Annotated in this window: 26 protein-coding genes; 4 read left to right on the top strand and 22 right to left on the bottom strand. The window is 66.7% G+C overall.

The window, feature by feature from the left end; all coding sequences use genetic code 11:
- Positions 1 to 7: 7 nt before the first annotated feature.
- Positions 8 to 1831, bottom strand: coding sequence for a DUF8094 domain-containing protein (locus tag AC1DH3_RS03655; RefSeq protein ID WP_476908592.1), 1824 nt, complete (start codon positions 1829 to 1831; stop codon positions 8 to 10).
- Between the two features lie 337 nt (positions 1832 to 2168).
- Between AC1DH3_RS03655 and AC1DH3_RS03650 the strand changes: the two genes are divergently transcribed.
- Positions 2169 to 3344, top strand: coding sequence for an AI-2E family transporter (locus AC1DH3_RS03650; protein ID WP_476908840.1), 1176 nt, complete (start codon positions 2169 to 2171; stop codon positions 3342 to 3344).
- Positions 3345 to 3355: 11 nt separating this feature from the next.
- Here AC1DH3_RS03650 and AC1DH3_RS03645 read toward each other — a convergent pair whose 3' ends face one another.
- Both AC1DH3_RS03645 and AC1DH3_RS03640 read right to left on the bottom strand, forming a co-directional pair.
- Entirely contained in the window at positions 3356 to 4150 is a 795-nt protein-coding gene (locus AC1DH3_RS03645) for an alpha/beta hydrolase (protein WP_476908591.1), read from the bottom strand.
- Between the two features lie 62 nt (positions 4151 to 4212).
- On the bottom strand, positions 4213 to 4635 hold the full coding sequence (locus AC1DH3_RS03640; RefSeq protein WP_476908590.1) for an ATP/GTP-binding protein: 423 nt from the start codon (positions 4633 to 4635) through the stop codon (positions 4213 to 4215).
- Between the two features lie 92 nt (positions 4636 to 4727).
- Between AC1DH3_RS03640 and nucS the strand changes: the two genes are divergently transcribed.
- The 3 genes from nucS (at position 4728) to AC1DH3_RS03625 (ending at position 7194) form a co-directional block, all read left to right on the top strand.
- The gene (gene nucS / locus AC1DH3_RS03635) at positions 4728 to 5423 is read left to right on the top strand and encodes an endonuclease NucS (protein WP_476908589.1); all 696 of its coding nucleotides are present in this window, start codon (positions 4728 to 4730) and stop codon (positions 5421 to 5423) included.
- Positions 5424 to 5457: 34 nt separating this feature from the next.
- Positions 5458 to 6687: an N-acetylglucosamine-6-phosphate deacetylase gene (locus tag AC1DH3_RS03630; RefSeq protein ID WP_476893310.1), complete on the top strand. Its 1230-nt coding sequence runs from the start codon at positions 5458 to 5460 to the stop codon at positions 6685 to 6687.
- Positions 6688 to 6990: 303 nt separating this feature from the next.
- Complete coding sequence (locus AC1DH3_RS03625) at positions 6991 to 7194, top strand: cold-shock protein (protein ID WP_011692441.1); 204 nt, start codon at positions 6991 to 6993, stop codon at positions 7192 to 7194.
- A 154-nt stretch (positions 7195 to 7348) separates the two neighbouring features.
- Here AC1DH3_RS03625 and AC1DH3_RS03620 read toward each other — a convergent pair whose 3' ends face one another.
- From AC1DH3_RS03620 to prmC, 19 genes are all read right to left on the bottom strand, one after another.
- Complete coding sequence (locus tag AC1DH3_RS03620) at positions 7349 to 9856, bottom strand: bifunctional lysylphosphatidylglycerol flippase/synthetase MprF (protein WP_476908588.1); 2508 nt, start codon at positions 9854 to 9856, stop codon at positions 7349 to 7351.
- Entirely contained in the window at positions 9838 to 11187 is a 1350-nt protein-coding gene (locus AC1DH3_RS03615; protein WP_476908587.1) for an alpha/beta hydrolase, read from the bottom strand. Before AC1DH3_RS03615 ends, AC1DH3_RS03620 begins: the two co-directional genes overlap by 19 nt.
- Positions 11188 to 11192: 5 nt before the next feature.
- Complete coding sequence (locus AC1DH3_RS03610) at positions 11193 to 11624, bottom strand: DUF2550 domain-containing protein (RefSeq protein ID WP_476908586.1); 432 nt, start codon at positions 11622 to 11624, stop codon at positions 11193 to 11195.
- Positions 11625 to 11634: 10 nt separating this feature from the next.
- Positions 11635 to 11919, bottom strand: coding sequence for a F0F1 ATP synthase subunit epsilon (locus tag AC1DH3_RS03605; protein WP_104172348.1), 285 nt, complete (start codon positions 11917 to 11919; stop codon positions 11635 to 11637).
- Between the two features lies 1 nt (position 11920).
- A complete protein-coding gene (atpD, locus tag AC1DH3_RS03600) occupies positions 11921 to 13375 on the bottom strand; it encodes a F0F1 ATP synthase subunit beta (RefSeq protein ID WP_138768903.1) in 1455 nt (484 codons plus the stop codon).
- A gap of 82 nt (positions 13376 to 13457) precedes the next feature.
- Positions 13458 to 14351 (bottom strand): F0F1 ATP synthase subunit gamma, encoded by an 894-nt coding sequence (locus tag AC1DH3_RS03595; protein WP_441417358.1) that lies wholly within the window; start codon positions 14349 to 14351, stop codon positions 13458 to 13460.
- 76 nt (positions 14352 to 14427) lie between these two features.
- On the bottom strand, positions 14428 to 16065 hold the full coding sequence (atpA, locus tag AC1DH3_RS03590; protein WP_441417357.1) for a F0F1 ATP synthase subunit alpha: 1638 nt from the start codon (positions 16063 to 16065) through the stop codon (positions 14428 to 14430).
- An 87-nt stretch (positions 16066 to 16152) separates the two neighbouring features.
- Positions 16153 to 16977: a F0F1 ATP synthase subunit delta gene (locus AC1DH3_RS03585; protein ID WP_441417356.1), complete on the bottom strand. Its 825-nt coding sequence runs from the start codon at positions 16975 to 16977 to the stop codon at positions 16153 to 16155.
- Positions 16977 to 17528 carry a F0F1 ATP synthase subunit B gene (locus AC1DH3_RS03580; RefSeq protein WP_175322873.1) on the bottom strand — a complete coding sequence of 184 codons (552 nt, stop codon included), beginning with the start codon at positions 17526 to 17528 and terminating at the stop codon, positions 16977 to 16979. The genes AC1DH3_RS03585 and AC1DH3_RS03580 overlap by 1 nt, the downstream gene beginning before the upstream one ends.
- Before the next feature lie 53 nt (positions 17529 to 17581).
- Positions 17582 to 17800: an ATP synthase F0 subunit C gene (gene atpE, locus AC1DH3_RS03575; RefSeq protein WP_003804776.1), complete on the bottom strand. Its 219-nt coding sequence runs from the start codon at positions 17798 to 17800 to the stop codon at positions 17582 to 17584.
- 80 nt (positions 17801 to 17880) lie between these two features.
- Complete coding sequence (gene atpB / locus AC1DH3_RS03570; protein ID WP_175322872.1) at positions 17881 to 18681, bottom strand: F0F1 ATP synthase subunit A; 801 nt, start codon at positions 18679 to 18681, stop codon at positions 17881 to 17883.
- 91 nt (positions 18682 to 18772) lie between these two features.
- Positions 18773 to 19126, bottom strand: coding sequence for a hypothetical protein (locus AC1DH3_RS03565; protein WP_476908585.1), 354 nt, complete (start codon positions 19124 to 19126; stop codon positions 18773 to 18775).
- Positions 19110 to 19604 carry a Cg1360 family ATP-synthase-associated protein gene (locus tag AC1DH3_RS03560; protein ID WP_441417354.1) on the bottom strand — a complete coding sequence of 165 codons (495 nt, stop codon included), beginning with the start codon at positions 19602 to 19604 and terminating at the stop codon, positions 19110 to 19112. Before AC1DH3_RS03560 ends, AC1DH3_RS03565 begins: the two co-directional genes overlap by 17 nt.
- 80 nt (positions 19605 to 19684) lie before the next feature.
- Positions 19685 to 20710, bottom strand: coding sequence for an MraY family glycosyltransferase (locus AC1DH3_RS03555; protein ID WP_476908584.1), 1026 nt, complete (start codon positions 20708 to 20710; stop codon positions 19685 to 19687).
- Positions 20707 to 22575: a polysaccharide biosynthesis protein gene (locus tag AC1DH3_RS03550; RefSeq protein WP_441417352.1), complete on the bottom strand. Its 1869-nt coding sequence runs from the start codon at positions 22573 to 22575 to the stop codon at positions 20707 to 20709. The genes AC1DH3_RS03555 and AC1DH3_RS03550 overlap by 4 nt, the downstream gene beginning before the upstream one ends.
- Positions 22576 to 22676: 101 nt before the next feature.
- Positions 22677 to 23651 carry a glycosyltransferase gene (locus AC1DH3_RS03545; protein WP_476908583.1) on the bottom strand — a complete coding sequence of 325 codons (975 nt, stop codon included), beginning with the start codon at positions 23649 to 23651 and terminating at the stop codon, positions 22677 to 22679.
- Between the two features lie 6 nt (positions 23652 to 23657).
- The gene (locus tag AC1DH3_RS03540) at positions 23658 to 24566 is read right to left on the bottom strand and encodes a glycosyltransferase (RefSeq protein ID WP_441417350.1); all 909 of its coding nucleotides are present in this window, start codon (positions 24564 to 24566) and stop codon (positions 23658 to 23660) included.
- Between the two features lies 1 nt (position 24567).
- Positions 24568 to 25353: an L-threonylcarbamoyladenylate synthase gene (locus tag AC1DH3_RS03535; RefSeq protein WP_476908582.1), complete on the bottom strand. Its 786-nt coding sequence runs from the start codon at positions 25351 to 25353 to the stop codon at positions 24568 to 24570.
- Entirely contained in the window at positions 25350 to 26261 is a 912-nt protein-coding gene (gene prmC, locus AC1DH3_RS03530; RefSeq protein WP_476908581.1) for a peptide chain release factor N(5)-glutamine methyltransferase, read from the bottom strand. The genes AC1DH3_RS03535 and prmC overlap by 4 nt, the downstream gene beginning before the upstream one ends.
- Between the last annotated feature and the right edge of the window lie 30 nt (positions 26262 to 26291).

The raw sequence follows: 26291 nt of genomic DNA, 5'->3' as shown, positions 1-26291 counted from the left end.
ACAGTGGCTACTTGATTTTTGCCCCGACCAGGCCGCGGGTGGCGGCAACCAGTTTCATCGGATCCTTGGAGCCGGTCGGCGGGACGTAGACGGCCACGGCTTCGGCGAAGCTCAGGACCATACCCGTGCTCGTCTCCTTGCCTCCGGCCAGGGCCGCGGCGTCGTTACCGATCGTCAGCTTGTCGCCGGAGTTCTTCGGCGTCCCGTCGAAGGCGAAGTCCAGACGGCCCAGGACCAGGGCGCCGCCGTCGGCAGTGCGGAACACCACGGTGTCCTCAGGAACAACCTTGTGGCTGAAGCTGAACTTGCCGTTCGTGCCCGACTTCACCACGTCCTTCTGGTACGCCAGGGTGTCGGCAATGTACGGCGAGGACTGCCCCTCGGTGAGCTTGTCCTTGAAGCTGGAGTCAGCCTTGGTCAGCCGGTCGGCCAGCCCGGACAGCGCCTCCTGGCCGCTGTACAGCAGCCCGGACTTGTCCGAGGCCGCCAGGGTTTCGGTGCCCCCGCGGTTGATACCCGGGAAGGTGGTGCCCGGCTGCAGCGGGGTAGCCCCGACCAGCTTGTAGTTCTCCCGCGGGGAGGCCTGCACGAGGGTCAGCAGCTGCGGGACCACGTTGCCGTCGCCCTGCGTCACCGCCATGACGGACCTCGGCCAGTCGCGCTTGTTGCTGACCACTGTGGTGAGGAGCTTCGTGGCGCGCACCGGCATCCGGGGCTCGTAGCTCCCCACCTTGGAACGGATCTTGTAGTTCTGCTTGCGCACCTCAAGCTCGGTCGCCCCTACCCGGGGCGTGAGCTTGGCGGCGTCCTTGGCCGCGTCGCCGGCGTCGACGGCGCTGGCGACCTGCTCAAGGATGCGCCGGAACTGCGCGTCCAGCAGGACCGGAGCATCGGCATCCTGGCCTGCAGCCGTGGGCGAGGAACTGCTCGGCGAGGGCGAGGGACCCTGGCTGGCCTGCGCCGCGACGCCCGTGCCCGCTACCGCGGCGGCGGTCAGCAACGCTACCGCAACGCCGGAGCGGCGGCGGAAGGCTGACGGGGCAACAACGCGTTCAACACTGCTGTCGCGGGCCGGGGCGGCGCCCGGGGCACCGCCGGCGTCCGTGGCGGCGACCTTTGCCTTGGCCTTGGCCCGCGCGCGCTGTGCAAACAAGCTGCCCTTCGGAGTGCCCCCGCCGGAGCCGCCGGCTGCACCGCCGTCGCCGGCGTTGCCCTTGTTGTCCCGCGCCGGCTTGATCAGTAGCAAGGCAGCGCCGGCCAGGATCAGCAGGCCGCCCAGGACCATGAACGGAACGGCCCAGGGAGTGGACGTGTCGTTCGGGAACGTCATCGAAATCGACGAGGGGGCGGGCTTGGAGCCGTCGGAGGCGAGCAGCAGCGCCCAGTCCCCGTCCGCCGGCGCCGTCCAGGAGTAGTCCAGCTCGCCATTGGCGTTCTCCGTCGTGACCCACAGGTCGGAGCCTGCCGGGGACGGCGCCTTGGCGTCGCCGTCGGCGTGGTCAAGCTTCAGCGACTTGCCGTCGTCCGAGACACCGGAAACGGTGTTGTGGGCGGTCTTCCCAACCCACGCATCGACGTCGTCCGGCCGGCCAGCGGCGAGGATGAAGTTGCCCTCCCCCTTGACGTGGATCTTCACCGTGCCGCCGTGCAGGGTTCGCAGTTTCTCGTCGAAGACGGTCAACGGGGCGGCGGTGCCGCCCGTGGGTGCGGTGGCGGTGACGGTCTCGGCCGGAGCCCAAACCGTCTTCTGGCCGATTCCGGCCAGCAGTGTCAGGAGGCCGAGCAGCACAAGTGCGACTGCAGTCTTGAAACGCAAAATATTACCTATCATCAGCGGACACGTAGCTTTAAGAGTAACCGTTTTGTTACCTGAGAGTCAGATCGGGGTCTTTGTCAAGCCCCTCAGCGGCCTCATGAGGCGCTGCTGGCCCGCCAGTTCGCAAGGCTGCTGATAGTGTTTGCGGTGATCATCACACCCGGCCCGCAACCGCGGTTTTGCAGGGAATTTTCGGAGAAAAAGGGCCTTCAACGCAGTGACTGAACCCACGGATGTGTCCCCCGCAGGACACCCCGCAAGCCAGGAATCCGCCAGCCAGCCACACGGCCCGCACGAGCCGGCCCCGCAGCCCTCGACGCCGCGCGCGGCCGCGGCGGGCTTCCTGATTTCGATGGCGCGCCGCCTGCGGCAGCCGCTGCCCGGTGCCCAGCCGCGCCTGCGTTTCGAGATGCCGCCCGAACACGACGAGGAAGCCGCACCCGCCCCGGACAACGAGAGCACCGCAAAGTTCGGCGCTCCCGGTCCGCGGATGTCGTCCCAGCACCCGCTGTACGTCGGCTTCATGGGGACGGTCGGCGTGGGCGCGGCCCTGCTGGTTTACTGGATCGGCTCCAACACCACCCAGCTGCTGCTCTGGATCGTCACCGCACTGTTCATTGCGCTCGGCCTGGATCCCGTGGTGCGCTGGCTGGAAAGCAAAAAGGTGCCGCGGCCGGCCGGAATCCTGGTCTCCGTCGCCGTGCTGGCGCTGGCCGTCACCGGTTTCTTCGCCACGTTGATCCCCACAATCGTCCAGCAGGTGACGCAGGTCGTCCAGGAAGCGCCGCACTGGATCCAGGACTTCATCGACTCCGACTTCTTCCGCACGGTGGACAGCCAGTTCGGCGTGCGCGACCGGATCAGCCAGGAACTCGAGAAGTTCGTCAACAACCCGGAGGCCATGAGCGGCATCTTCGGCGGCGTCGTCGGGTTCGGCTCCACCGTGGCGAACGGCCTGTTCGGCGCCCTGATCGTCCTGGTCCTCAGCCTCTACTTCCTCTCGGCCATGCCGGCCATGAAGAAGTGGGGCTACCGGCTCGCCCCGCGGTCCCGCCGCGCGCGCGTCGAGGCGCTGTCCGAGGAGATCACCGGATCGGTCGGCAACTACGTGATCGGCCAGGTCTGCGTGGCGCTGCTGAACGCCACCTTCGCCTTCATCGTGATGTCGATTGTGGGGGTGCCGTTCGCCCTGCTGCTCGCGTTCGTTGTGGCCCTGCTCGCCTTCATCCCCCTGGTCGGCGGCATGATCGCCGGCGTCCTGGTCACCCTGATCGCCCTCACCGCGGGCTGGCAGACGGCCGTCGTCTTCGCGATCTGCTACTTCGCCTACCTGCAGTTCGAGGCGTACTTCATCTCGCCGCGCATCATGCAGAAGGCAGTCGCAGTCCCCGGCGCGGTCGCCGTGATCTCGGTGATCGCCGGCGGCAGCGTCCTAGGCGTGCTTGGCGCCCTGATCGCCATCCCCACGGCCGCGGCGATCATGCTGCTGGTTAAGGAAATCTTCATCGTCCGCCAGGACAAGCACTAGCGTTTACCGGCTCAGGCGTGGGCGGTGGCCACCGGCCCTGCCCACTCCTCGGGCAGGGCACTGCTGCCGCCCGGGAGCACCTCGGCCACGATCTCGTTGAGCACCCGGCCGGCGTACTTCTCCCCCACCCACAGGTGCTTCGCGCCGTCGACGCCCACGACGTCGGCGTGCGGCACCAGGCTGAAACGCTCGGCGGCGGCCACCGGCTGCAGGTAGTCGTCGTGCTCCGGAACCAGGACCTTCAGTGGCTTGCCGGAGGCGGCCCACTCCTTGAGATGGACGTCCGTGGCGCGGTGCAGCGGGGGCGAGAGCAGGATGGCGCCCTCGATTGCGGAGGCCACAGGTTCGGTGGCGCCGTACATCAGTGCGAGTTCGGTGCCAAAGGACCAGCCGACCAGCCAGCGGTTGGGCAGCCCGCGCTCGACGGCGAAGCGCACCGCCGCCTCCACGTCGAGCCGTTCGCCGATGCCTTCCTCAAAGGAACCCTGGCTGGTTCCGCGCGGTGAAGAGGTCCCGCGGGTGTTGAACCGCAGCACCGCGATGCCGGCGAGGGCCGGGAGGCGGTAGGACGCCTTCCGGTAGACGTGCGAGTCCATGAAGCCGCCGTGGGTCGGCAACGGGTGCAGCGTAATCAGGGTTGCCTTGATCTCCCCCGACTCGGGAAGCGCCAGTTCGCCAACCAGCCGGTGTCCGTCCGCGGTGCGAAGTTCCACGTTTTCGCGGTGCGCCGGCAGCACGGTCGATGCACGGATTGCGGTGGGCGCGGTGGGCTGGCTGAACACATAGGACGCCGGGTCGAAAGTCATGCCCTCCAGCTTAGCGAAACCGGGCACGGTTGGCCGTTTCAGTTGGCCCCCTGCGAAGCTGCTCAGCGGTACCGGTAGCTGCGCGAGGTCCAGCAGTTCGAGTGCCAGTGCCGGCGCTCGGCCAGGCCGGCGGCCGCGCCAAAGATGTGGTCCTCGGACCAGACGACGAGGTGCGCGGTGCCCGGCGGCACGGCGGTGAAGCATCCGGGGCAGATGTAGGTCTTTCCGGCCCGACTGGCGGAGATCGAGCGGACTATCCATTCGCCGTCGGGGGCGCTCTCCCGCCTTGCGATCCCGGTCCGGGCGCGCTCCAGGTCCAGTTCCGGCGCGGGTCCGGCGGCGTGCTTGCCGGCGCCCTTCCCTGCGCCCTTCCCTGCGCCCTTCCCTGCGCCCTTCCCTGCGCCCTTCCCTGCGCCCTTCCCTGCGCCCTTCCCTCCGGGGGTGTGGCCCGACGCGGCTCGGCGGGGTCGGTTGGAACGGGGCATGACTCCATTCTGCCCCAGCCCGGCCGCTCCCCCGCCACCAGGAGGCCGCCACGGCTCCCGGGAGCACCGCATCAGGCGGTAGTGTTGACCGGGTGCGTTTAGTCATAGCCCGTTGCTCCGTTGATTATGTCGGCCGGCTCAAAGCCCATCTTCCGCTCGCCACCCGGCTCCTGTTGGTCAAAGCCGACGGTTCGGTCCTGGTCCACTCGGACGGCGGATCCTACAAGCCGCTGAACTGGATGAGTCCTCCGGCCAGCCTGCGCGTCTCCACGCCGGACGAGGTCGACGTCGAAGTCGGCGTCGTCGAGCAGTGGACGGTGCAGTCCGCGAAGACCGATGACCGGCTCATCATCAACATCCACGAACAGCTGCATGACACCTCCCATGAGCTGGGCCAGGACCCCGGACTGATCAAGGACGGGGTCGAGGCGGACCTGCAGCGGCTGCTCGCGGAGCAGATCGAGACCCTCGGCGCCGGCTTCTCACTGATCCGCCGCGAATACTTCACCGCGATCGGCCCGGTGGATATCCTGGCCCGCGACGCCAACGGCGCCACGGTGGCGATCGAACTCAAGCGCCGCGGCGACATCGACGGGGTCGAGCAGCTCACCCGCTACCTTGAGCTGCTGAACCGCGATCCGCTGCTGGCGCCGGTGCGCGGCATCTTTGCCGCCCAGCAGATCAAGCCGCAGGCCAAGGTGCTGGCGAACGACCGCGGCATCGACTGCGTCACCCTGGACTACGACGCCATGCGCGGCGTCGACGACAGCGAGTCCCGCCTCTTCTAGGGCCCTCCCGGCTGACCCGCCCTAGACTCTGAGCATGAACCTCACCCCGGCCGGCCGCCACCTGCTCTACGGCACGCTGGTCAGCGATGGTGCCGTGCAGCACGACGCCGTCCTGGCCGTGGCGGGCGGGCGGATCGCGTACGCCGGCCCCGCCGCCGGATTCAGCCCCGGGACCGCCGGGTTCGGTGACGCGCCGGCCCCGGAGCTGCCGCCCGGCGCCCTCATCCTTCCGGGACTGGTGGACCTGCACTGCCACGGCGCGTACGGCGGCGACTTCCCCGGCGGCGCGGAGGCCCCGGCGCGGCGTGCCATCGACTTCCTGCACCGTTCCGGGACCACCACCCTGCTCGCCAGCCTCGTGACCGCCTCCCGGGAGTCGCTGCTGCACGGAATCGCCCTGCTCGCCGGACTGAGCGAGGAGGGCCTGCTGGCCGGAATCCATCTGGAGGGCCCCTTCCTCGCCGCGGCACGGTGCGGTGCGCAGGACCCGGACTTCCTGCGCGATCCCGATCCGGGACTCCTCGCCGAGCTGGTAGCCGCCGCACGCGGCACCCTCGCCACGATGAGCTTCGCCCCCGAGCTTTCCGGAGCGGACGGACTCGTCCCGATGCTGGCCGGGCACGGCGTGGTCCCCTCGCTGGGCCATACCGACTGCGACGACGCCACCGCCGCGGCGTCGCTCCGCTCGGCCGCGGCGGCACTGCGCACCTCGTCGTCCGTGCGCGGCACGCGGCCCACGGTGACCCACCTGTTCAACGGCATGCCGCCCCTGCATCACCGGGCACCGGGCCCTGTCTCCGCGTGCCTGCGCAGCGCCGCATCCGGCGAGGCCGTGCTTGAACTGATCGCCGACGGCACGCACCTGGACCCGGCCATGGTCGCCACGGTGTTCCAACTGGCCGGCGCCGCCAACATCGCGCTGGTGACCGATTCGATGGCCGCCGCCGGCCTGCCCGACGGCGCTTATAGCCTGGGCCGCTCCGCCGTCACCGTCTCGGCCGGCGTCGCCCGCCTCGACCCCGGCGGCGCCCTCGCCGGCGGCACCGCCACGCTGCTCGACGTCGTCCGCCGCACCGTCGCCGCCGGTGTGCCGCTGCCCGACGCCGTCCGCTCGGCCACGGCGGTCCCCGCCGCGGTCCTCGGGCTCGGCGCCGAACTGGGCTCCCTGCGCGGCGGGCTTCGGGCCGACGCCGTCGTCGTCAATTCCGGACTCGGCCTTTACCGCGTAATGCGCTGCGGGGAATGGCTGGCACCGCTTTCCTAATGTGTCTTTCGGCGCAGCGGCGGTTCCGAACGCTTTCTGCGGCCGGGATCTCGTTCATGAACCTTTTACATAAAATTTCTGGAATTATGCGCCGGGCCCGTTGACCTGACGCAGGCGGCATGAAATTCTTGTACCAGTCTTTGTGTAGGTGTTTTTCATGCTCGCAAGACATGTTGCGAGCGTGAAGCTCCTGCCGCCAAGGCCCGGTCAATCCGGGCGGAAGCCAAGGTTCTTCTCGCAGAGTGACCAAGCCCGGTGCAAGGTGCGCCGGACTTCTTCAAGATCCACAATGAGGAGAATTAAATGGCACAGGGAACCGTCAAGTGGTTTAACGCTGAAAAGGGCTTCGGCTTCATCACCCCGGATGACTCCGATGGCGATGTCTTCGTTCACTACTCCGAGATCCAGACCGGCGGATTCAAGACCCTCGACGAGAACCAGCGCGTTCAGTTCGAGATCGGCCAGGGCGCCAAGGGCCCCCAGGCTACCGGCGTCACGCTGGTCTAATCTCTCCGGCAATACTGCTTCCGGCAGTACCGCTGCACGAATGATCCCCGGCATTATTGCCGGGGATCATTTCTTTGCGTTTGACCCCTCCGGCGGCAGCATTGTTTGCGGGGATTCCCCTAAACGGCAGGCGGATAATGGCACCGGCTCCGAATTAGCGCACCAGCGTGCGGAGCAGACGCGCACTCTGGCGGACTGAAAGGTCGGGAAGGTAAGCGCGGCTCAAAGCGCGCCCCATCGCCGGCAGCTGCAACGGATCCTGGTAGTACAGGTAGAGCGTGCGGTAATCCGGTTTGAACCGCGATTTGAACGTGGCCAGGGAACGGAATCCGTAAGCCGGTTCCAGCGCACGGCCCACCACGTCCAGAATTCCGGCGAGCCCCTCGCTGTCGCGCGGCCCTCCGTCGCCGTCTCCCCGCGCCTCCTCCCTGGCGAGCGGGGAGCCGGAGAGCGAGATCACTTCCACCGAGTCCCGCAGCTCCAGCACGGCAGAGGCGATCAGGAACTCCATCACGCCGGGGAAGGCGTCACCGCGGCGGCGCATGACGTCCAGCGTCCAGCTCACCACCCGTCCGCCGTCGTAAACCGGCAGCCAGCTGGTGACCCCGTGCACGCGGTCCTCGGCGTCCACGGCAACGCAGCACAGCACTTCTTCGTCTTCGAGCTCGTCGAGGCTGCCCAGCGTGAATCCCATCTCCGGGACCGACTTGCCGGCCGCCCACTCTTCTGAGACCTCGCTCAACTGGGCACGCAGCGAAGGGGAGAATTCCCGATAACGGCCCCAGACCGCACGGACGCCGGTCTTGGCCGCCCGGTTCAGCGCCGTCCGGACGTTTTGCCATTCCTTGCCTTTGAACTCCAGTTCGCGGACCGCCAGTCGGGTCTCCAGCGCCACCGCAACCCTGCGGAAGCCGCGGCCCTGAAGCAGGGGCCACAGCTCGTCCGTGCAGGAATAGAAGCACGGGATCAGCGCGTGCTCGGTGCAGTAGGACAGGAACAGCGCGGCAGTTTCCTCGCGGTGCGATGCCGGGCCGAAAGGTCCCGCCACCGTCAGCGCGACGTTGCCGTGCTGCTGGTAGGCCACTCCCCCGCGGCCCTCGGGTGCAAACCAGTACGTGTTGGGTGCCCAGAGCGCCATCCAGGACAGTGAGTCGCCGCCTTGCCGGATGAGGCCGCGGGCCCTTTCCCGGTCCTCGGCCCCCGCATCCGTGCCGTGGTGGCGGCGCAGCAGCACCAGCCAGACCCCGGCCAGCGCCACGACCCAGAAGATGATGCCGGAGGAGGCGAACAGGAAAGCCTCGGCCGCGTTGCGGTTCTGGAACACGCGGTTGTAGATGCCGGGAATGGGCAGCGGCAGGTACTGCCGGGCGAGCTCCGCGGCGAGTCCCAGCCAGCCGCCGTCGCGCTCCAACCCGCCCGAGGCAACCCATGCGGCGCCATAGCCCCCGGCGAGCACCAGGAAGGTCCCCGCCACCGTCAGCGCGAGGATGCGGCGGGCGCGCCGCGTGGTTTCCACCCGGAACAGGCGCCGGTTGGCGAACAGAAGCAGCACCAGGCCCAGCGGCACTGCCACGAGTGGCAGGACGTGGACAAAGCCGGAACCCATTACGGCCGTGTGCGGCCGGCCGGGATAGTGCGGAATCCGGGCAAACAGGGCCAGGTAAACGGCTGCCAGGGCGGTAACACCCAGCTGCACCAGGATCGCGATCCGCAGTGCGAGCCGGCGCCCGTGCCGCATGCCGTCGGCGCAAATCAGCAACAGCACCACCGGCACCACGGCCAGGGCCAGGCCGAGGGGTCCGGCGTACCCCTCCCGCCCGGCGCTGAGGCAGGTGATGTCGACGCCGCCTCCGCAGTTCTGCTCCAGCTGGTTCAGCGTGGGCAGCGGATTCAGCACCACATCCCGCAGCAGGGCCAGCGGCCCGGTGGGGCTTCGCACAGCGGCCGTGATGATGGGCCCCACGGCGAAGATCGCCACCGTCAGCGCCAGGAGGTTGCGGGTCTCCCGGCCGGTGGAGCGGTGGCGGTGGAGCGTCCCCTTGTCTCCCTGGATCCACCAGCCGGCCATGAGTCCGGACAGGGCGCCGGACAGGCCCACCACCGTTTCCGCGTGCCCCACATACAGCACGAGCAACAGCGACCCGGAGACGACGGCGGTCCGCAGCCGCCGCTGCCACAGCGCCGGCAGGAGGGCGCCGGCCGCGAGCGCGACGGCAAGGATAGCCGCGTACGGGCCGATCAGCCGGTCCCCGGCCATCGGGCCGAGCCAGCCGTCGCCCGCAAAGAGAGCGAGCTGGGTGACGAGCAGGAACAGCGTCACGGCGGCGAACTGCCCGGCAAAGAAGAAGACGGCTGTGCGCAGGGTTCCGAGCTGCCGTTCGGCGACGCCCAGCAGCCCCAGAACCATCAGCGATGCCGCGAGGTAGGCCAGGGGGTTGGTCGCGAAGAACAGCGAGCTGAACATGGTCCACCACAGTCCGCCCTGCAACCCGGGGGCACTTACCGAGGCCGCCTCAAGCAGTGCTTCCGGCGGGCCGGTGAGGAAACTGCCGGTAGCTGCGCCGACTCCGAGGAACGCCGCCAGAAAGGCCAGCGAGAAGGGAATCCCCTGCAGGTAACGCCCGATCCGACGAATGGCGTTCCTCACTTCTTGATCCCCCATCGCGGGGCCAGGAAATCGAGGCCGGCGGACAGTCCCTTGGCAGCGACCGTCCAGGAATGGCCCGTGCGTGGAATCACCTGCTCGTCGACAGAGAACCCGGCCGAGCGGGCGGCACCAGCCAGCACGCCCATGTACTCGATGAACTCGGGATCCCGCTCGCCGGCTCCGAAGTAGAGGGCGTTGCCGTCAAAGCGGCGCTGCTGCATGAGGTGCAGCGGCGTCTGCCGTTCGAAGGCCGCGGTGTCGCCGCCGAACGACGCCTCGATGGTCTTATGCCGCTCCTTGGCGAGGGCGGGCTCCTGCTCGCTCGAAAACGCCAGTGCCGCGCTGTAAACGTCAGGGTGCCGGGTCGCCATTTGGACGGCGCAGGTGGCGCCGAAGGAGAACCCTCCGGCCGCCCACTTCCGCGGATCCGGGTCCACATCGAATGTCGCGCGGATCCAGCCGGGCACATCCTCGGCAAGGAAGGTGTCCGCCTGCGCGATCTGGCTGTCCATGCAGAGGACGTTGCCGTTGGGGGTGCCGTTGGGATCGACCACGACGACCACGGGGGCCACTCCGTGGTGGGCTGACGCGAAGCGGTCCATCCGGCTCCGCAGGGCGCCGCCGGTGACCCAGTCGGCAGGGCTTCCGGGCTGGCCGGAGAAGAGCACCAGCACGGGAAGTGCCGGGCGCGGTGAGGCCTGGTAGGCGGGCGGCAGATAAACGTAGGCATCCCGGCTGCGGAAGCCGGACACGGTGCCCGGGATAGAGGCCTTGCGGACCAGGCCGCCCGCGGGAAGGGTTGCCCGCGGTGTCCACCCGGCCAGGCCGACGGTGGCGGGCTCCCCGGCCTGGCGCTGGAGTCCGGCTTCCAGAGCCGGGATCCGTGCGACGGCGGTCCCGGTGAGGTCGCTCACGGTGTGGTTCAGCCCGAAGTAGGCGTTGATCTGGATCGCCGAAAGCGCGAGCACACCGGCAAAGGCGGCCGCGGCGGCCGTCACGGCCACCCTGCGGCGGCGGGCCGGACGTGGACGGGACCGCCACACGGTCCAGCCACGGTGAAGCGCCAGCAGCAGCGCGGTGACGGCCGGGACGGACCAGGCGAGGACCTCGGGCGGGAGCACGTCCGGAAAGAGAGCGAAGGGGTAAACGAGGAGCCAGTGAACGCCGAGCACCAGCGCGAGGGAAAGTAGGAGGGCAGCAGGCGGCACGGCCCAAGCCTGGCGACCGGGCGCGCGCTTCCAGCCGCTGTGCGGCCGGATCAGGTACAGCATCCCAACAACCCCGGCGGCGCACGCGGCCCATAGGACCGGGCCGTCGTCGATCCGGATGCCCTCGGCGAAACCCACCGGGACTAGCGCCAGGTGCCGACGCCGATGACCGGACCGGCCTCAAGCCACGAGGAGAGGCCGGTGTAGGCATCGAATCTCATCGCGAGCAGCACGTCGCGGCCCTCGTAGCGCAGTTCGACGATCACGGTTTCCGGCTGCACCTTGACGAGTTCGACTTCGGTGGGCTCGCGGCGCCCCAGCAGCTCAAGGGAGCTGCGGCGGAAGGTATGTTTCGGCCGCACGCTCAGCGAGGCAAGCCGGAACCATTCCAGGTCGTTGTCCTGATAACGACAAACCCCCATCTGCCAGCCGTTTCCAGCAATGCAGATAGAGGCGTCCACCGTGCCCAGGGCGCGCCGCAGATTGAAGCGGCGCACCCCGGAAAGGCACAGTGCAAAGACCAGCAACGCAAACACGGTTGCCAGGACGATGAACGGAAAACCAGTAACGTTCATCAAGGTCGGGCTAGCGGATCCCCGCAGTAGCCGCGTCGCCCATTTGGGCGTTGTCAGCAACAATGACGACCCTGTTGTTGTCGACGGAGAAGAACCCGCCGTCGACAACTACAGCAATGCGGTCACCGGACACCGGCTCAATCGCCAGTTCACCTTCGGCCAGAATCGCCAGCAGGGGCGAGTGGCCGGGCAGGATTCCGATTTCACCATCGCTGGTGCGGGCCTTGACCATCTTGGCCGCTCCGGACCACACGAAGTGGTCCGCTGCGACAATCTCAACCTCAAGCTCAGCCATATTACTTGGTCTGTTCCTGGATCTTGGCCCACTGGCGCTCGACGTCGTCCAGGCCGCCGACGTTGAAGAACGCCTGCTCTGCGATGTGGTCGAGGTCGCCGTCGCAGATCGCCGTGAAGCCTTCAACGGTGTCCTTGATGGACACGGTGGAGCCTTCGACGCCGGTGAACTGCTTCGCCGTGTAGGTGTTCTGCGAGAGGAACTGCTGGATACGGCGTGCACGCGACACGACGATCTTGTCCTCTTCGGAGAGCTCATCGACGCCGAGGATGGCGATGATGTCCTGGAGTTCCTTGTTCTTCTGCAGGATCTGCTTGACCCGGACGGCCGTGTTGTAGTGGTCGTGTCCGATGTACTGCGGATCCAGGATGCGCGAGGTCGACGTCAGCGGGTCAACGGCCGGGTACAGACCACGGGAAGCGATTTCACGGGAAAGTTCCGTGGTCGCGTCGAGGTGTGCGAAGGTCGTGGCCGGCGCCGGGTCGGTGTAGTCATCTGCGGGAACGTAGATGGCCTGCATCGAGGTGATGGAGTGGCCCTTGGTGGACGTGATGCGCTCCTGGAGCAGGCCCATTTCGTCAGCCAGGTTGGGCTGGTAGCCCACGGCCGAAGGCATGCGGCCGAGGAGGGTGGAAACCTCGGAACCTGCCTGGGTGAAGCGGAAGATGTTGTCGATGAAGAGCAGCACGTCCTGGTTCTGCACATCGCGGAAGTACTCCGCCATGGTCAGCGCGGACAGGGCCACGCGCAGACGCGTTCCCGGCGGCTCATCCATCTGGCCGAAGACAAGCGCGGTGTCCTTGAGGACGCCGGCCTCTTCCATTTCGACCCAGAGGTCGTTGCCTTCACGGGTACGCTCGCCAACACCGGCGAACACCGAGGTGCCACCGAAGTTGCGGGCAACACGGGTGATCATTTCCTGGATCAGCACGGTCTTGCCGACGCCGGCACCGCCGAACAGGCCAATCTTGCCACCCTTGATGTACGGGGTGAGAAGGTCGATCACCTTGATGCCGGTTTCCAGCATCTCGGTGGAGCCCTCGAGGGTCGCGAAGGCGGGTGCCTTGCGGTGGATCGGCCAGCGTTCGCTGATCTGCAGCTCGGACTCGGTCACGTCCAGGGGCTGGCCCAGCACGTTGAAGATGTGGCCCTTGACGCCGTCGCCGACGGGGACGGAGATCGGGGCACCGGTGTCAACCACGTTGGTGCCGCGGACCAGGCCGTCGGTTGCCTGCAGGGAGATGGCGCGGATGAGGTTGTCGCCGAGGTGCAGCGCAACTTCGAAGGTGATGGTCTTGGTCTCACCGTTGAGAGTAATCTCCGTGGTGAGTGCGTTGTAAATCGAGGGGATTGCGTCAGCCGGGAATTCGACGTCGACAACCGGGCCAATAACACGTGCAATACGGCCGGTGGCACCGGACGTTGCGGCTACGTGTTCGGTAGCAGTGGCAGTCATCTCTCTCACTTCACTCAGTAGATGGCGTGGGCGGTTAAGTTTGTTCTTTGGTGCAGGTAAAGCTGGGTCCGGACCGGGCGGGCTAGGACGCGTTCAACGCGTCGGCGCCTGCCACGATTTCGGAAAGCTCCTGCGTAATCTCAGCCTGGCGGGCAGTGTTGCGCAGACGCGTGTACTTCTTGATGAGGTCCGTGGCGTTGTCGCCGGCGGATTTCATCGCCCGCTGGCGGGCTGCGAGCTCGGAAGCTGCTGCCTGCAACATTGCGGCGAAGATACGAGACTCGATGTAGCGCGGCAGCAGGGCATCGAGAACCTGCTCAGCCTCCGGCTCGAATTCGTAAAGCGGCAGGAGCTCCGACTCGGAGGCGGCCTGCTCTTCGACGACCTCGAGCGGGAGCAGGCGGATAACCGTCGGCTCCTGCGTCACCATGGACTTGAAGCGGGTGTAAACGACGTGGATCTCGTCGACGCCGCCCTCTTCGTAGGCCGTAGCGAAGTCTGCCAGCAATGCTTCGCCGACTTCCCGCGCCGTCTCGAACTGCGGTGCGTCCGTGTTGCCGGTCCACACCCGCTCGTAGGGGCGGTTACGGAAGTCGAAGTATGCCTGTGCCTTGCGGCCCATGACGTACGTCTTGACTTCCTTGCCTTCCTCGTGGAGCAACTCGGTGAGGCCTTCGGCCTGCTTGAGCACGGTTGCCGAGTAGGACCCTGCAAGGCCGCGGTCGGAGGTGATGACCAGGACGGCGGCGCGGCGGATCTGCTCCGGCTCGGTAACCAGCGGGTGGTCGATTTCGCTCTGGCTTGCGACAGCAGAAACGGCACGCGTGATCGCGTTTGCGTAAGGCAGTGAAGCCGCTACGCGTGCGCGGGCCTTGCCGATGCGCGAGGTAGCGATCAGTTCCATCGCCTTGAAGATCTTGCGCATCGACGTCGTCGAGCTGATCTTCTGGCGGTAGACCCGGATCTGGGCTCCCATACTTATCCTTTCCTAAGATCCCGGTGGCCGGGACTGCCGGAACCCGCTGGGGTTCCGGCAGTCCCTGCCAGCGAAACTAGCGCTTCTGCTTGACGATTTTTTCCTGGTCGACCTTGTCCTCGTCGATCGGGGCGTACTCCTCGTGCCCTGCACCGACCAGGAGGCTGTCGCCCTCGCCGAAGAAGCCCTTCTTGAAGTCCACGATCGCGGTCTTCAGCGCCTCTGCCGTGTCATCGTCCATGACGTTGGTCTGGGCCAGCGTCGTCAGGATGGAGGACTTGTGCTTGAGGTGCTCCAGGAACTCGGTCTCGAAGCGGTTGATGTCTTCAACCGGAACGTCGTCGAGGTAGCCGTTGGTGCCGGCCCAGATGGAGACAACCTGGTCCTCGACCGGGAACGGCGAGTACTGGCCCTGCTTGAGCAGTTCCATCAGGCGGGCGCCGCGGGTCAGCTGCTGGCGGGAAGCCGCGTCGAGGTCCGACGCGAACATCGCAAATGCCTGCATGTCGCGGTACTGGGCGAGTTCCAGCTTCAAGGTACCGGAGACCTTCTTCATGGACTTCACCTGTGCGGCGCCACCCACGCGGGACACGGAGACACCCACGTCGACGGCGGGACGCTGGTTGGCGTTGAAGAGGTCCGACTGCAGGAAGATCTGGCCGTCGGTGATGGAGATGACGTTGGTCGGGATGTAGGCGGACACGTCGTTCGCCTTCGTCTCGATCAGCGGCAGCCCGGTCATCGAACCTGCGCCCAGCTCGTCGGAAAGCTTGGCACAACGCTCAAGCAGACGGGAGTGCAAGTAGAAGACGTCGCCCGGGTAGGCTTCGCGTCCCGGCGGGCGGCGCAGCAGCAGCGACACCGCACGGTAGGCCTCAGCCTGCTTGGAGAGGTCGTCGAACACGATGAGGACGTGCTTGCCACCGTACATCCAGTGCTGGCCGATGGCCGAGCCGGCGTACGGTGCCAGGTACTTGAATCCGGCGGGGTCGGACGCGGGGGAAGCCACGATGGTCGTGTACTCCAGTGCGCCGTTGTCCTCGAGCGTCTGGCGGACAGCCGCGATCGTGGACGCCTTCTGGCCGATGGCCACGTAGATGCAGCGCACCTGCTTGGTGACATCGCCGGAAGCCCAGTTGGCCTTCTGGTTGATGATCGTATCGATGGCGATGGCCGACTTGCCGGTCTGGCGGTCGCCAATGATCAGCTGACGCTGGCCGCGGCCGATCGGGATCATGGCGTCGATAGCCTTCAGACCGGTCTGCATCGGCTCGTGGACCGACTTGCGCTGGGTCACGCCGGGCGCCTGGAGTTCCAGGGCACGGGTGGTTTCGGCCTTGATCTCGCCAAGGTCGTCGATGGGCTGGCCCAGGGGGTCAACCACGCGGCCGAGGAAGGCGTCGCCAACCGGAACGGACAAAACCTGTCCGGTGCGGTGGACTTCCTGGCCCTCTTCGATGCCGGTGAAGTCACCGAGGACGATGACACCGATCTCGCGGACGTCGAGGTTCTGGGCCAGGCCCAGCGTGCCGTCTTCGAAGCGAAGCAGCTCGTTCGCCATGACCGAGGGAAGGCCCTCAACACGGGCGATGCCGTCACCTGCGGTCGTTACACGGCCAACCTCTACGCGCTCTGCGTTTCCGGGTTCGTAGGACGCCGCGAACTCGTTCAACGCAATACGGACGTCGTCGGCGTTGATGGTCAATTCGGCCATCTGCAGTCCCTGCTCTCCTGTTTTCGTGATCATCGTTGCTCACGATGACCGGGGTTTCTTGTCGGTAAGTTGTGCTTGTCCGGCTAACTAAGCAATCTGACGCTGGAGCTGGCCCAGACGGGCGAGAACCGAAGCGTCAACCACTTCGTCGCCGATCTGGATCCGCAGGCCACCAATCAGTGCCGGGTCAACGTTCATGTTGATCTTGAGCTCACGGCCGTACAGGGCGTTGAGCCCTGCCTGCAGACGGCTGGTCTGGGTCTCCGTCAGCGGACGGGTGACGCTGACGGTAGCAATCCAGCGCTGCTGGCGCTTGGCCGCAAGCTCGGCAAAACGGCTGACGAGCTTGGTGACCTTGAGGCCGCGGGGCTGCGAAACTGCCTGTCCGATGAGGACTTTCGCTTCCACGCTGGCGCGGGGCACGAGCTTTTCGGCGAGGGCAACCTTGGCAGCCTGGCTCGCCTGCGGCTCGGACAGAGCACGCTGCACCTCGTGGCTGGAATCGACGGCCTGGTTGAAGGAGAACAGATCGTTCTCCAGCGCTTCCAGTCCGCCAATGCCCGAGGCAGAGACGGCCGACTTGTTTTCAGCAACGGCAATTACCACCGAAGCGGCAAGAGTCTCGAGTGCATCGCCGATGTCACGAGCCGACGCCCAGCGTGAGCTGGCCAGCCCGCTTGCGATCTCCACAGCATCAGCGGAGACTTTGCCGCTGAAGAGCTGCTTGACCAGCGCCGACTTTTCGTCACCGCTGCGGGACGGGTCAGTCAGGGCACGGCGCAAGCCAGCCGAGCTGTCCACCGTTCCCAGGATTCCGAAGAGTTCCGTAGCCAACTGCAGCGACGCGTTGGGAAGCTTGGCTTCCAACGCGACGAGTGCCGCGGTCAGCGATTCGCTCGATACACCTGCCATTACTTAGCTGCACCTGCGTTCTGGTTCTCCAGATCTGCCAGGAAACGGTCAACCACACGGGCCGAACGCGCGTCATCGCTGAGCGCCTCGCCGACGATGCGGCCTGCCAGCGTGGTAGCCAGCGTGCCGACCTCGGCGCGGAGCGACACAACGGCCGCCTGGCGCTCGGACTCGATCTGCGCGTGTGCCTGGGCGGTGATGCGGGCAGACTCAGCAGCTGCCTTCTCCTTCAGATCCGCCAGGATCTGGGCGCCTTCGGCGCGGGCTTCCTCGCGGATGCGGTTGGCCTCGGTGCGGGCGTCGGTGAGCTGCTGCTTGTACTCTTCGAGTGCTGCAGAAGCCTCTGCCTGCGCCTTTTCGGCCTTGGCGATGCCGCCTTCAATGGCCTCGGCGCGCTCTGCGAAATTCTTCTCGAACATCGGGACGACGTACTTAGTCACGATGAACAGGAGGACAGCAAAGCCCACGAGGACGACAAACATTTCCCAGATATTGGGAACGAGGGGGTTGGTTTCGCCCTCGGTGGCGGCTGAGATGATCAGCTGCTTCATATTTCACCCGTCCTTATCTACTCGGTTCTGGATGTTCGCTGGGTTCTGAAGGTTTACTTGAGAACGAATGCGAAGACCAGGCCGAGGATGGCGAGGGCTTCAGTCAGCGCAAGGCCGAGGAATGCGATCGGCTGCAGGACGCGCTGTGCTTCCGGCTGACGTGCCACACCGTTGATGTAAGCAGCGAACACGAGACCCACACCGATACCACCGCCGATGGCGGAGAGGCCGTAGCCGATGAGGTTGAGGGAGCCGTTGATGGAGCCTTCCATTTTTCTTCCTTTCAAGATGCCACCCGTGTGGCAGGTTGTTTGGGTTGCTTCATCCCCGCGAGGGGAAGTTTGTGGGTGCCTTAGTGGCTGTCGGCGTGCAGTGCGCCTTCGATGTAGATCGCGGTCAGCAGCGTGAAGACGTACGCCTGCAGCGCCATGATCAGCGCCTCCAGCATGTACATCGCAATCGAGCCGGCCAGGACAAGTACGGAGGCGCCCTTCAGCAGGACGTTCTCCTGCATGACGAGGAACTCGATGCCGGAACCGGCGATCATCACGATCAGGTGGCCGGCCAGCATGGTGGCGAACAGACGGAGGCTGTGCGTGACAGGCCGGACCAGGAAGTTGGAGATGATCTCGATCGGGATAACGATCGGAAGGATGTAGATGGGTACGCCGCTCGGCACGGTGGCCAGCTTGAAGTACTTCAGGCCGTTCTTCTTGACGCCGATGGCGATCCAGGTGATGTACACGATCGCTGCCAGCACGTAGGCGCCGCCGACGTGCGAGAAGCTCGGCAGCTGGATCACGGGGATCGCGCCGTAGATGTTGTTCACGAGGATGAAGAAGAAGAGGCTGAAGAGCAGCGGGACGTACTTCATGAAGTCTTTGCCGCCGATGATGTCCTTGGCGATGCCGTTGCGGACGAAGCCGTAGGCTGCCTCGCCTGCGAACTGCAGCTTGCCGGGAACGAGCTGCTGCTTACGCGCAGCAATCACAAAGAATGTGGCGATAATGACGACCGAGAGGATCACCAGCAGCATCTGCTTGGAGAATCCTTCGGCTTGACCCCAGGGCAGGATAGCCGGCAGGTGCAATTGTTCAATTCCAGGAGGAGTGAACTCTCCTGAATCTTGGGCCGGGAGCGCAAGCGCGATCAACGCGTTTCCTCTCTGCAGTGTCCATCATTGGGCGTTGGGCGGGGAGCGGCCGCATTTCTGTCAGCCATTCCCCCTGTGAAATTTTTTGGCATTACTGTTCCGCGTCCTTCGACGGGCCACCTGCAGCGCCGTCTCCGCCAGCCGAATTCCGGTGACTGGTGAGACCGTGCATATGAGAAAGATAGAACCCTCCCGCAGCTCCAAGCAGGGCGCCTGCGAGCACAATCCAGCGGGTTCCCCACAGATTATCCAGACCCCACCCTATCAAACTCCAGACGATGATTCCGCCAACAATGTAGCTAAAGACGGCTATTCCGGCGTTGTATCCGCCGTCGTTGCCGTCCTGCGAGACACCGGGGGCGCCACCTGTGGTTTTGGGGGTCCGGGCCGGGTTTTTGGGAAGGTTCTTACCTTCGTTGTTGCCTGCATCATCGCGGCTGGGCATGGGTGCCGCCTTCCTGCGGGTCAGGGTCGTTGTAGATTTGCAGCCGTGCCTTGCCGAACCCGATGATCTCCGCCGCCTGCCAGGCGACCACGCAGACGACGGCGCCGATCAGGAACCAGCGTTCGTGCAGCCAGGCCGGCGCTCCGAGGACAAAGAGCACCACGGCGAAGCCGACCACTTTCACGAAGTAGGTGGCAACGAACATGCCGATGGCTCCGGACGGGTTGTTGCGGCCGACAAAATGTCCGATCGCCAGGCTGATCGCGAAGAACGCCATCACCAGCGCGCCGCCGAAGAGGCTGGACAAGGCACCGTAGCCGCCGTTGAAGGCGAAGGCCAGGACCGCGGTCAGCAGCAGGGCCGCCCCCGCCGCCGCCGAACTGAGGGCCAGCAGCTTCAGCCACAGCGACCTGGTGGGACCGGAGCCGCCAACGGAGCCGCTGCCGGACGTGCGTCCGGACTCGGCGTTGGAGCTCATGGGATCCCAATCGTCGCAGGGGGTAAGGGCAGGAACGCGGCGACAAGCCGCCCCTGAATTCTACACGAGATAGAACAGGGCTAGGCCACCGGGATGCGGGTGACCTTGGGACGGTGCCGGAACCGACGGATCAGGTCCGGCGAGACCAGATACAGTCCGAGCACCAGCAGGCTGCCGGCCACACAGAGGGCGACGACGGGCAGCGGGGCCGTGGCGGCGACGAAACCGAGGACGATGACGGCGATGGTGCAGACCGTGACCACGGCTGCCGCCTGCAGGTGGGAGAAGCCGACGTCGGTGAGCCGCTGGTAAACGTGCTCGCGGTGGGACGCGTACCAGCGCTCCCCCGCCTTGATCCGGCGCAGCAGGGTATAGCCGGTGTCCGCGGCATAGACCAGGATCGGCGAGAGGACGTATTCGACGTAGACGCCGCTCAGGAAGCCCGCCACGGCGAGGGCCGCGATCGAGGCACCGAGGAGATAGCTGCCGACGTCGCCCAGGAACACCGAACCACGGCCGAGGTTCCAGGGCAGGAAGCCAAGGAAGGCCATCGCGAGCACCGTGCCCCCGGCGGTTAGCCAGGGCTGTCCGGCCAGCATGCCGGCCAGCGCGTAGGCGCCGCCAGCGGTGACGCCGTGCAGGCCGGAGATCCCGTTGATCCCGTCCATGAAGTTCGCGATGTTGACGTAGGCCGCGATTGCCACGACAGCCAGCGGCAGCCACCAGAACGACTGCGACGTCAGGACGATCAGCGCAGCGGAGCCGGCGGCACCGATTCCCAGCTGGGCGGCGGCGCGTGCCCCGATGGACAGACCGCGCAGATCCTCGATCCAGCCCACGGCGGCACTGGCCGCAATGATCCCCAGCACCACCGCGAAAACCGAACGGTCCACGGTGACGAGGTTTAGGAGCACCGCGGCGAGGTAGCCGACGGCGGTGGCCAGGGCGGCAGCCATCCCCATCCCCCGGATGGTCGCTTTATGGTGGGAGGAGCGGGCGGAGGGAATGTCGACGACGCCCATCCGGACCAGCCACGGTTTCACCGCGAAGGGAAGCAGCAGGCTGGCCAGCAGCGTGATTCCGGCCAGGATGGCGAGCGGCATCATGACGCGACCCGGATCGAGCCCGCTTCATCGGCCTCGTCGTCCGGGATGTCGGCGATGTTAATGCCCTGTTCGGCCTCGCAGCGGGCCAGCCAGACGTTCAGGTCCAGTTTGGCCGGATCCTGCTCGGTGGCCTTGGTGTGCGAAATCTTCGGGTGCAGGGGACGCTGGTCCAGTTCGCCGGTGCCGACGAGCTCTTCATGCAGCTTTTCTCCCGGCCTCAGGCCGGTGTAGATGATGTCGACCTTTTTGCCGGACATGGCGATCATCCGCTGGGCGACGTCGAGGATCTTCACGGGCTCGCCCATGTCCAGGATCATGACGTCGCCGCCCGAGCCGATCGCACCGGCCTGGATCACCAGCTGGCAGGCTTCGGGAATCGTCATGAAGAACCGCGTGACCTCGGGATCGGTGACGGTGACCGGGCCCCCGACGCGGATCTGCTCGGTGAAGAGCGGGAGCATTGAGCCGCGGCTGCCCATCACATTGCCGAAGCGGACGGATACGAACTTGCTGCCGGTCTGGCCGGCCATCCAGGCGGTCAGTTTCTCCGCGACGCGCTTGGAGTGGCCCAGGGCGGTGGTGGGGTTGGCTGCCTTGTCGGTGGAGATGTTCACAAAGTGTGAGACGCCGGCGTGCCGGGCGGCGCGCAGCACGTTCAGGGTGCCGCAGACGTTCGTCTTCCAGGCCTCGACGGGGTACTGCTGCAGCAGCGGTGCGTGCTTCAGGGCGGCGGCGTGGAACACGACCTCGGGCCGGCGGTCTTCGAAGATGTCCTGCAGGGCTTCGCCGTCGCGGATGTTGGCCAGCACCGTGTCGCGGCCGGCCAGCAGCCCCCGGCCGGTGATGGAGATCTGTGTCTGCTGCAGCCCGGTCTCGTCGTGGTCGAGCATGATGAGTTCCGCGGGGGCGAACTGGACAATCTGGCGGCAGAGTTCCGAGCCGATTGAGCCGCCCGCGCCGGTCACCAGCACCCGCTTGCCCTTGATATACCCGGCGATTTCGTCGACTTTGATGTCCACCGGCCGGCGGCCGATCAGGTCTTCGACCGCCACGTCGCGGAAGTCCGAGAACCCGTCGGGCGCCCCGCCGCCGAGCATGTCGCGCAGCGGAGGCAACACCAGCACACGGATATTCATGCCGGCCACAGCGTCCGAGATACGGCGCACGACGGCGGCCTCGACATTGGCGAACGCCAGGACCAGCACCCTTGCGCGGGTCCTGCGGATGATCGCCGGGAGGTCCTCTCCCCTGCCAAGGACCTGGACTCCGGAGAGCCGCAGGTGCTTCTTGGCCGGGTCGTCATCGATCAGGCCGACCGGGAAGTACGGGGAATCCGGGTCCTGCAGCATCCGGGTCAGCAGCGAGTTGCCCAGGAACCCCGCGCCGTAGATCAGGGTGTTCTGCGCCTCGTCGCCGGGCCGGGTCTTGCCCTCGACGTAGAGCCGCTTGGCGTAGCGTGCCGCGCCCATGAAGAGGCAGGCGAAGGGGAAGGCGATCAGGCCTACGCTGCGGCCGATGTTGATGGCCCCGTACAGCACCAGCAGCGTCACGGTGATCGAGGCGGCCACAATCACGGTGACGAAGACCAGTGCCCGCGCCTCCTGGAAACTGCCGAAGGGGTACCGGCCCCGGTAGAGGGCCAGCGCGTAGCCAGCGACGATCTGCGCGATGACGGCGAGGGCAGCGATGAAGAAGGCGCCCAGGAACTGTTCCGCCCGGATACCCATCTCGTAGCGCAGCAGCAGCGCCAGGACGACCGCCACGATCCAGGACATGGAGTCGAGGAACAGCTGGATCCAGATCCAGAGGGCGGGCTTCTCTTCCCGTGCTGCGGCAGATCCGCGCGCTTCAGATTTCGTACTCAACAGAGATTGCAACCGACTTCCACTACCACGGCGGCCATGCGCCTGTTTCAAAAAATACCCCGCCGCAAAACTGTCGGACAGCGGCGGAGCCTAAAACGATACTAATCTCTTTCGGCTCCGCTACCTGAGTCAGCGGCCCCAGCCGGCAAAAGCGGCGGCATCGGTTTCCAGCTGCGGTCCGCGAGGATGGCGCGCGATTCGCGCCATCCTCGCCAGAGCGCGCCGGTCCCCTTCAGGGTCCGCTCGACGAGCACCAGGCGGGCAATTTCCTTCAGGAAGGTCAGTGCCGTGCCGGCCCCAAAACCGAGCCGGCTGAACTTCCCGTAGGCCCGGAGGTACTGCGCGACGTGCCCGCGGTTGCGCATCACGTAGCGTCGGCTGAGGTCACTGGAGTCATTGAGGTGGCGCAGGCCCAGGTCCACCTGGCGCTGCGCGCGGACCTTCTTGATGACGAAGGCGTTGACGTAGACCACCGGTGTCTGCTGCGCGGCGAGCCAGCCGTAGACCAGGTCATCCCAGGTGATGAAGAAGCGTGGATCGGGCAGCCCGATGGTCCGCGCCACCGAGGCCTTGATCAGCATGCCTTCGAAGTTTCCGACGTTGGTGCGGAAGACCTCGGAATGCTTGAAGACGTCGCGCGAGACGGGGAGGAAGACGCCGAGCGCCTCGACGAAGTGGTGCTGCCAGAAGAAGGGTTTGCCGTTGGCGTCGTAGCGGCGGCCGATCAGGCAGGAATACTCCGGGGTGAACTTCTCCAGCGCCTCCACCGCTCCGGGGAGGACCTCGACGTCGTCGTCCATCAGCCAGAGCCACCCGGCACCGGCTTCCAGCGCCAGCTCGACGCCGCGGGAGAAGCCGCCCGCGCCGCCGACGTTTTCCGGCAGCCGTTCGTACTCAATCCGCGGACCGCCGGCGGCCCTGGCCCGGGAGACGACCTCGGCTGTGTGGTCGCTGCTGGCATTGTCCACCACGATGATCCGCGCCGGCGGGGTGCTGAGGCGGGCGAAGGAATCGAGCAGGTTCTGCAGGAAGTCGGCACGGTTGTAAGTGACGACGACGGCGTACAGGTTCTCCACGGCAGCCTAGCTGTTGGTGGACATCAGTTGCGCGGGAGAGCCGAAGCCCTTGCCGCGGAACCCGGTGGAATAGGCGCCGAACCAGTGCGCCAGGCCCTTCAGGTCCCCGGTCTTCAGGAAGTAGTACGGGAAGCCGACCATGTCAGCTCCGAACCAGCGCAGGTTCCGGTACTTGCGGGTCAGGTAGCCCCGGTTGCGGAAATAGCAGTAGCGCTTGAACTCGCCTTCCGGGATGACGGGGGTGATGAACCCGCCGAAGACGGGCTTCATCTCGGTCCAGGTGGCGGGGTGCTGCACGGCAACGGTGGCCAGCGTGCCGTACTTCAAGCCGGCCTTCTTCACCCGGGAGAGGAAGTCGACCTCGTCGCCGCGGATGAAGAACTTCACGTCCGGAATGCCGATCTTGTAGAAGACCTCGGTGCGGATCAGGGCCCCGTTGAAGAAGTGCACCATGTCCGGCAGGTAGCCCATCGGCGCCAGTTTGGCGCGGTCATTGGTCAGCAGGCCGTTGATCCGGAAGTTGAAGGACAGCCGGTTCGGGTCTGCGGTGGCGGCGACGAGCGGGCTGACGATGTCGAGCTGGTGTTCCTCGGCCGTCTTCAGCAGCCCGGCGAGGCAGTTGCCGTCCTCGGGGTGGCCGTCGTCATCCATCATCCAGATCCACTCGGCGCCGCTGGCCATGGCGGCCAGGATCGCGTAGGCAAAGCCGCCGGCTCCGCCGAGGTTTGCCTCGGAGCGCAGGTAGTTGATGTTCGCTCCCCCGGCGGCGACGACCTCGGTGGCCGGAACGGTGCCGGAGTCCACGAGCGCGATCGAGTGGATCGGCGCAGTCTGCGCGGCAAGGCCTTTGAGTAGGAGGGCAAGTTCCTCGTGCCGGTCGAAGGTTACGGCCGCGACGGCGACTTTGGGCTGCATGTCAGTTCCTCGGAGGGTCGTCGGAGGCGGTGGGGACAGTGTGGCCGGGTGTCTCCCCGGTCGCGGCGTCAGCCGGCACGGCGGCCGGCCCCGCTTCGGCATCCGGCTCCGCTTCGGCGGCCGGCTGTTCGCCGGCCCCGAGCACGCCCGGGACAACTTCACGCAGGCGCTCAAGGCTGATGGCGCCCTGGCGGACCACGCGCAGCGGCAGGGCCGTGGCGTCAATGATCGTGGACGGCTCGGCCCCGTTGCCTTCGACCGGCCGGTGCCCGCCTTCGAGGTAGACCTCCACCGACTCCGCGAGCTGCGCCTCGGCGTCGGCGGCGCTCTGTGCGGCGGCCTGGCCGGTGCGGTTGGCGGAGGAGACCGCCAGCGGTCCGGTGAGGGTAAGCAGGTCCTGGGCGACGTCGTCGTCCGGGAGGCGGAGGGCCACTGTGCCCTTGGTTTCGCCAAGGTCCCAGTCGAGCGAGGGCTGTGCGTGCAGGATCAGGGTCAGCCCCCCGGGCCAGAACGCCTCGGCCAGGCGGCGGGCCTCGGCCGGCACATCGGTGGCCAGGCCGTCCAGGGCGTTCAGCCTGGGGATCAGTACGGGCGGCGGCATTTGCCGGCTCCGGCCTTTGGCCGCGAGCAACAGCGTCACGGCCTGCGGCGAGAACGCGTCGGCGCCGATGCCGTACACGGTGTCGGTGGGGAGGACCACGCACTTGTGTTCCCGGATGGCCCGCTGGGCGTGTTCAAGTCCTGCGGCGCGTTGCTCCGCGTCCGCGCAATCGTAGCTAGTCGTCACTGGCCTATCCTTTCATCACTGACGGCCTCGGGTTTGCGGACGGCGCTGGTGGCGCGTTCGCGTCCGTTGAGGTCCAGGTGCGTCGTCACTCCGGACCAGTGTCCGGAACGCTCCAGCATCGCGGCGATCCAGCCGGCCTGGACCTCGGCGTGCTCCATGACGAAGTAGCCACCTGGCACGAGAAGCCGGGCCGCGGAGGCCGCCGCCGCCGTCGGGACTTCCATGCCGTCCGCTCCCCCGCCATAGAGCGCCTCGGGCGGGTCATGCAGCGCCACCTCGGGCTCGTTGGGGACCGCTTCGGCCGGGATGTAGGGCGGGTTGGACACGACGACGTCGAAGCTGCCGTTGTGTTCGGGCAACGCGTCCCGCAGGTCGCCGCGCACCAGGTGGACGCCCAGCGGCAGCAGGTTCTTGGCCGCCCAGGCGTGCGCAAACTCGCTGAACTCCACGGCGTGGACCTCGGCGTCGGGAACCTCATGCGCGATCGAGCCGGCAATCGCCCCCGACCCGGTTCCGAGGTCGACGACCTTGGGCCGCCCGTGCAGCCGTTCCGTGTCTTCGGACCGGGCCGCCAGCCAGTCGATTACCAGCTGAACGACGGATTCCGTTTCCGGACGCGGGATGAATACGCCGGGCCCGACGGCCAGTTCGAGGTAGCGGAAGTGCGCCACGCCGGTGATGTGCTGCAACGGGATACGCTGCGCGCGCTCGGCCACCAGCTCGGCGTAGCCTGCCGGCGCCGGCGTGTCACCGAGGACCATGGCGCGGAGCCGGCCCGGGCCGACGCCAAGCAGGTGGCCGGCAAGGAGTTCGGCGTCGACCTTCGGGCTCGGCACGCCGGCGGCGGCCAGCACGGCCGTGGCCTCGCGGACGGCGTCGGCGAGGCTCAGCGCAGCATCAGAAGTCATCAGGCTCAGGTGTCATCGGGGCGGACGATC

It is taken from the genome of Arthrobacter sp. 05L428 (genome assembly GCF_056397665.1).
The sequence above is the reverse complement of the archived record's forward strand: the minus strand, read 5'-3'. Positions and strand labels throughout refer to the sequence as shown.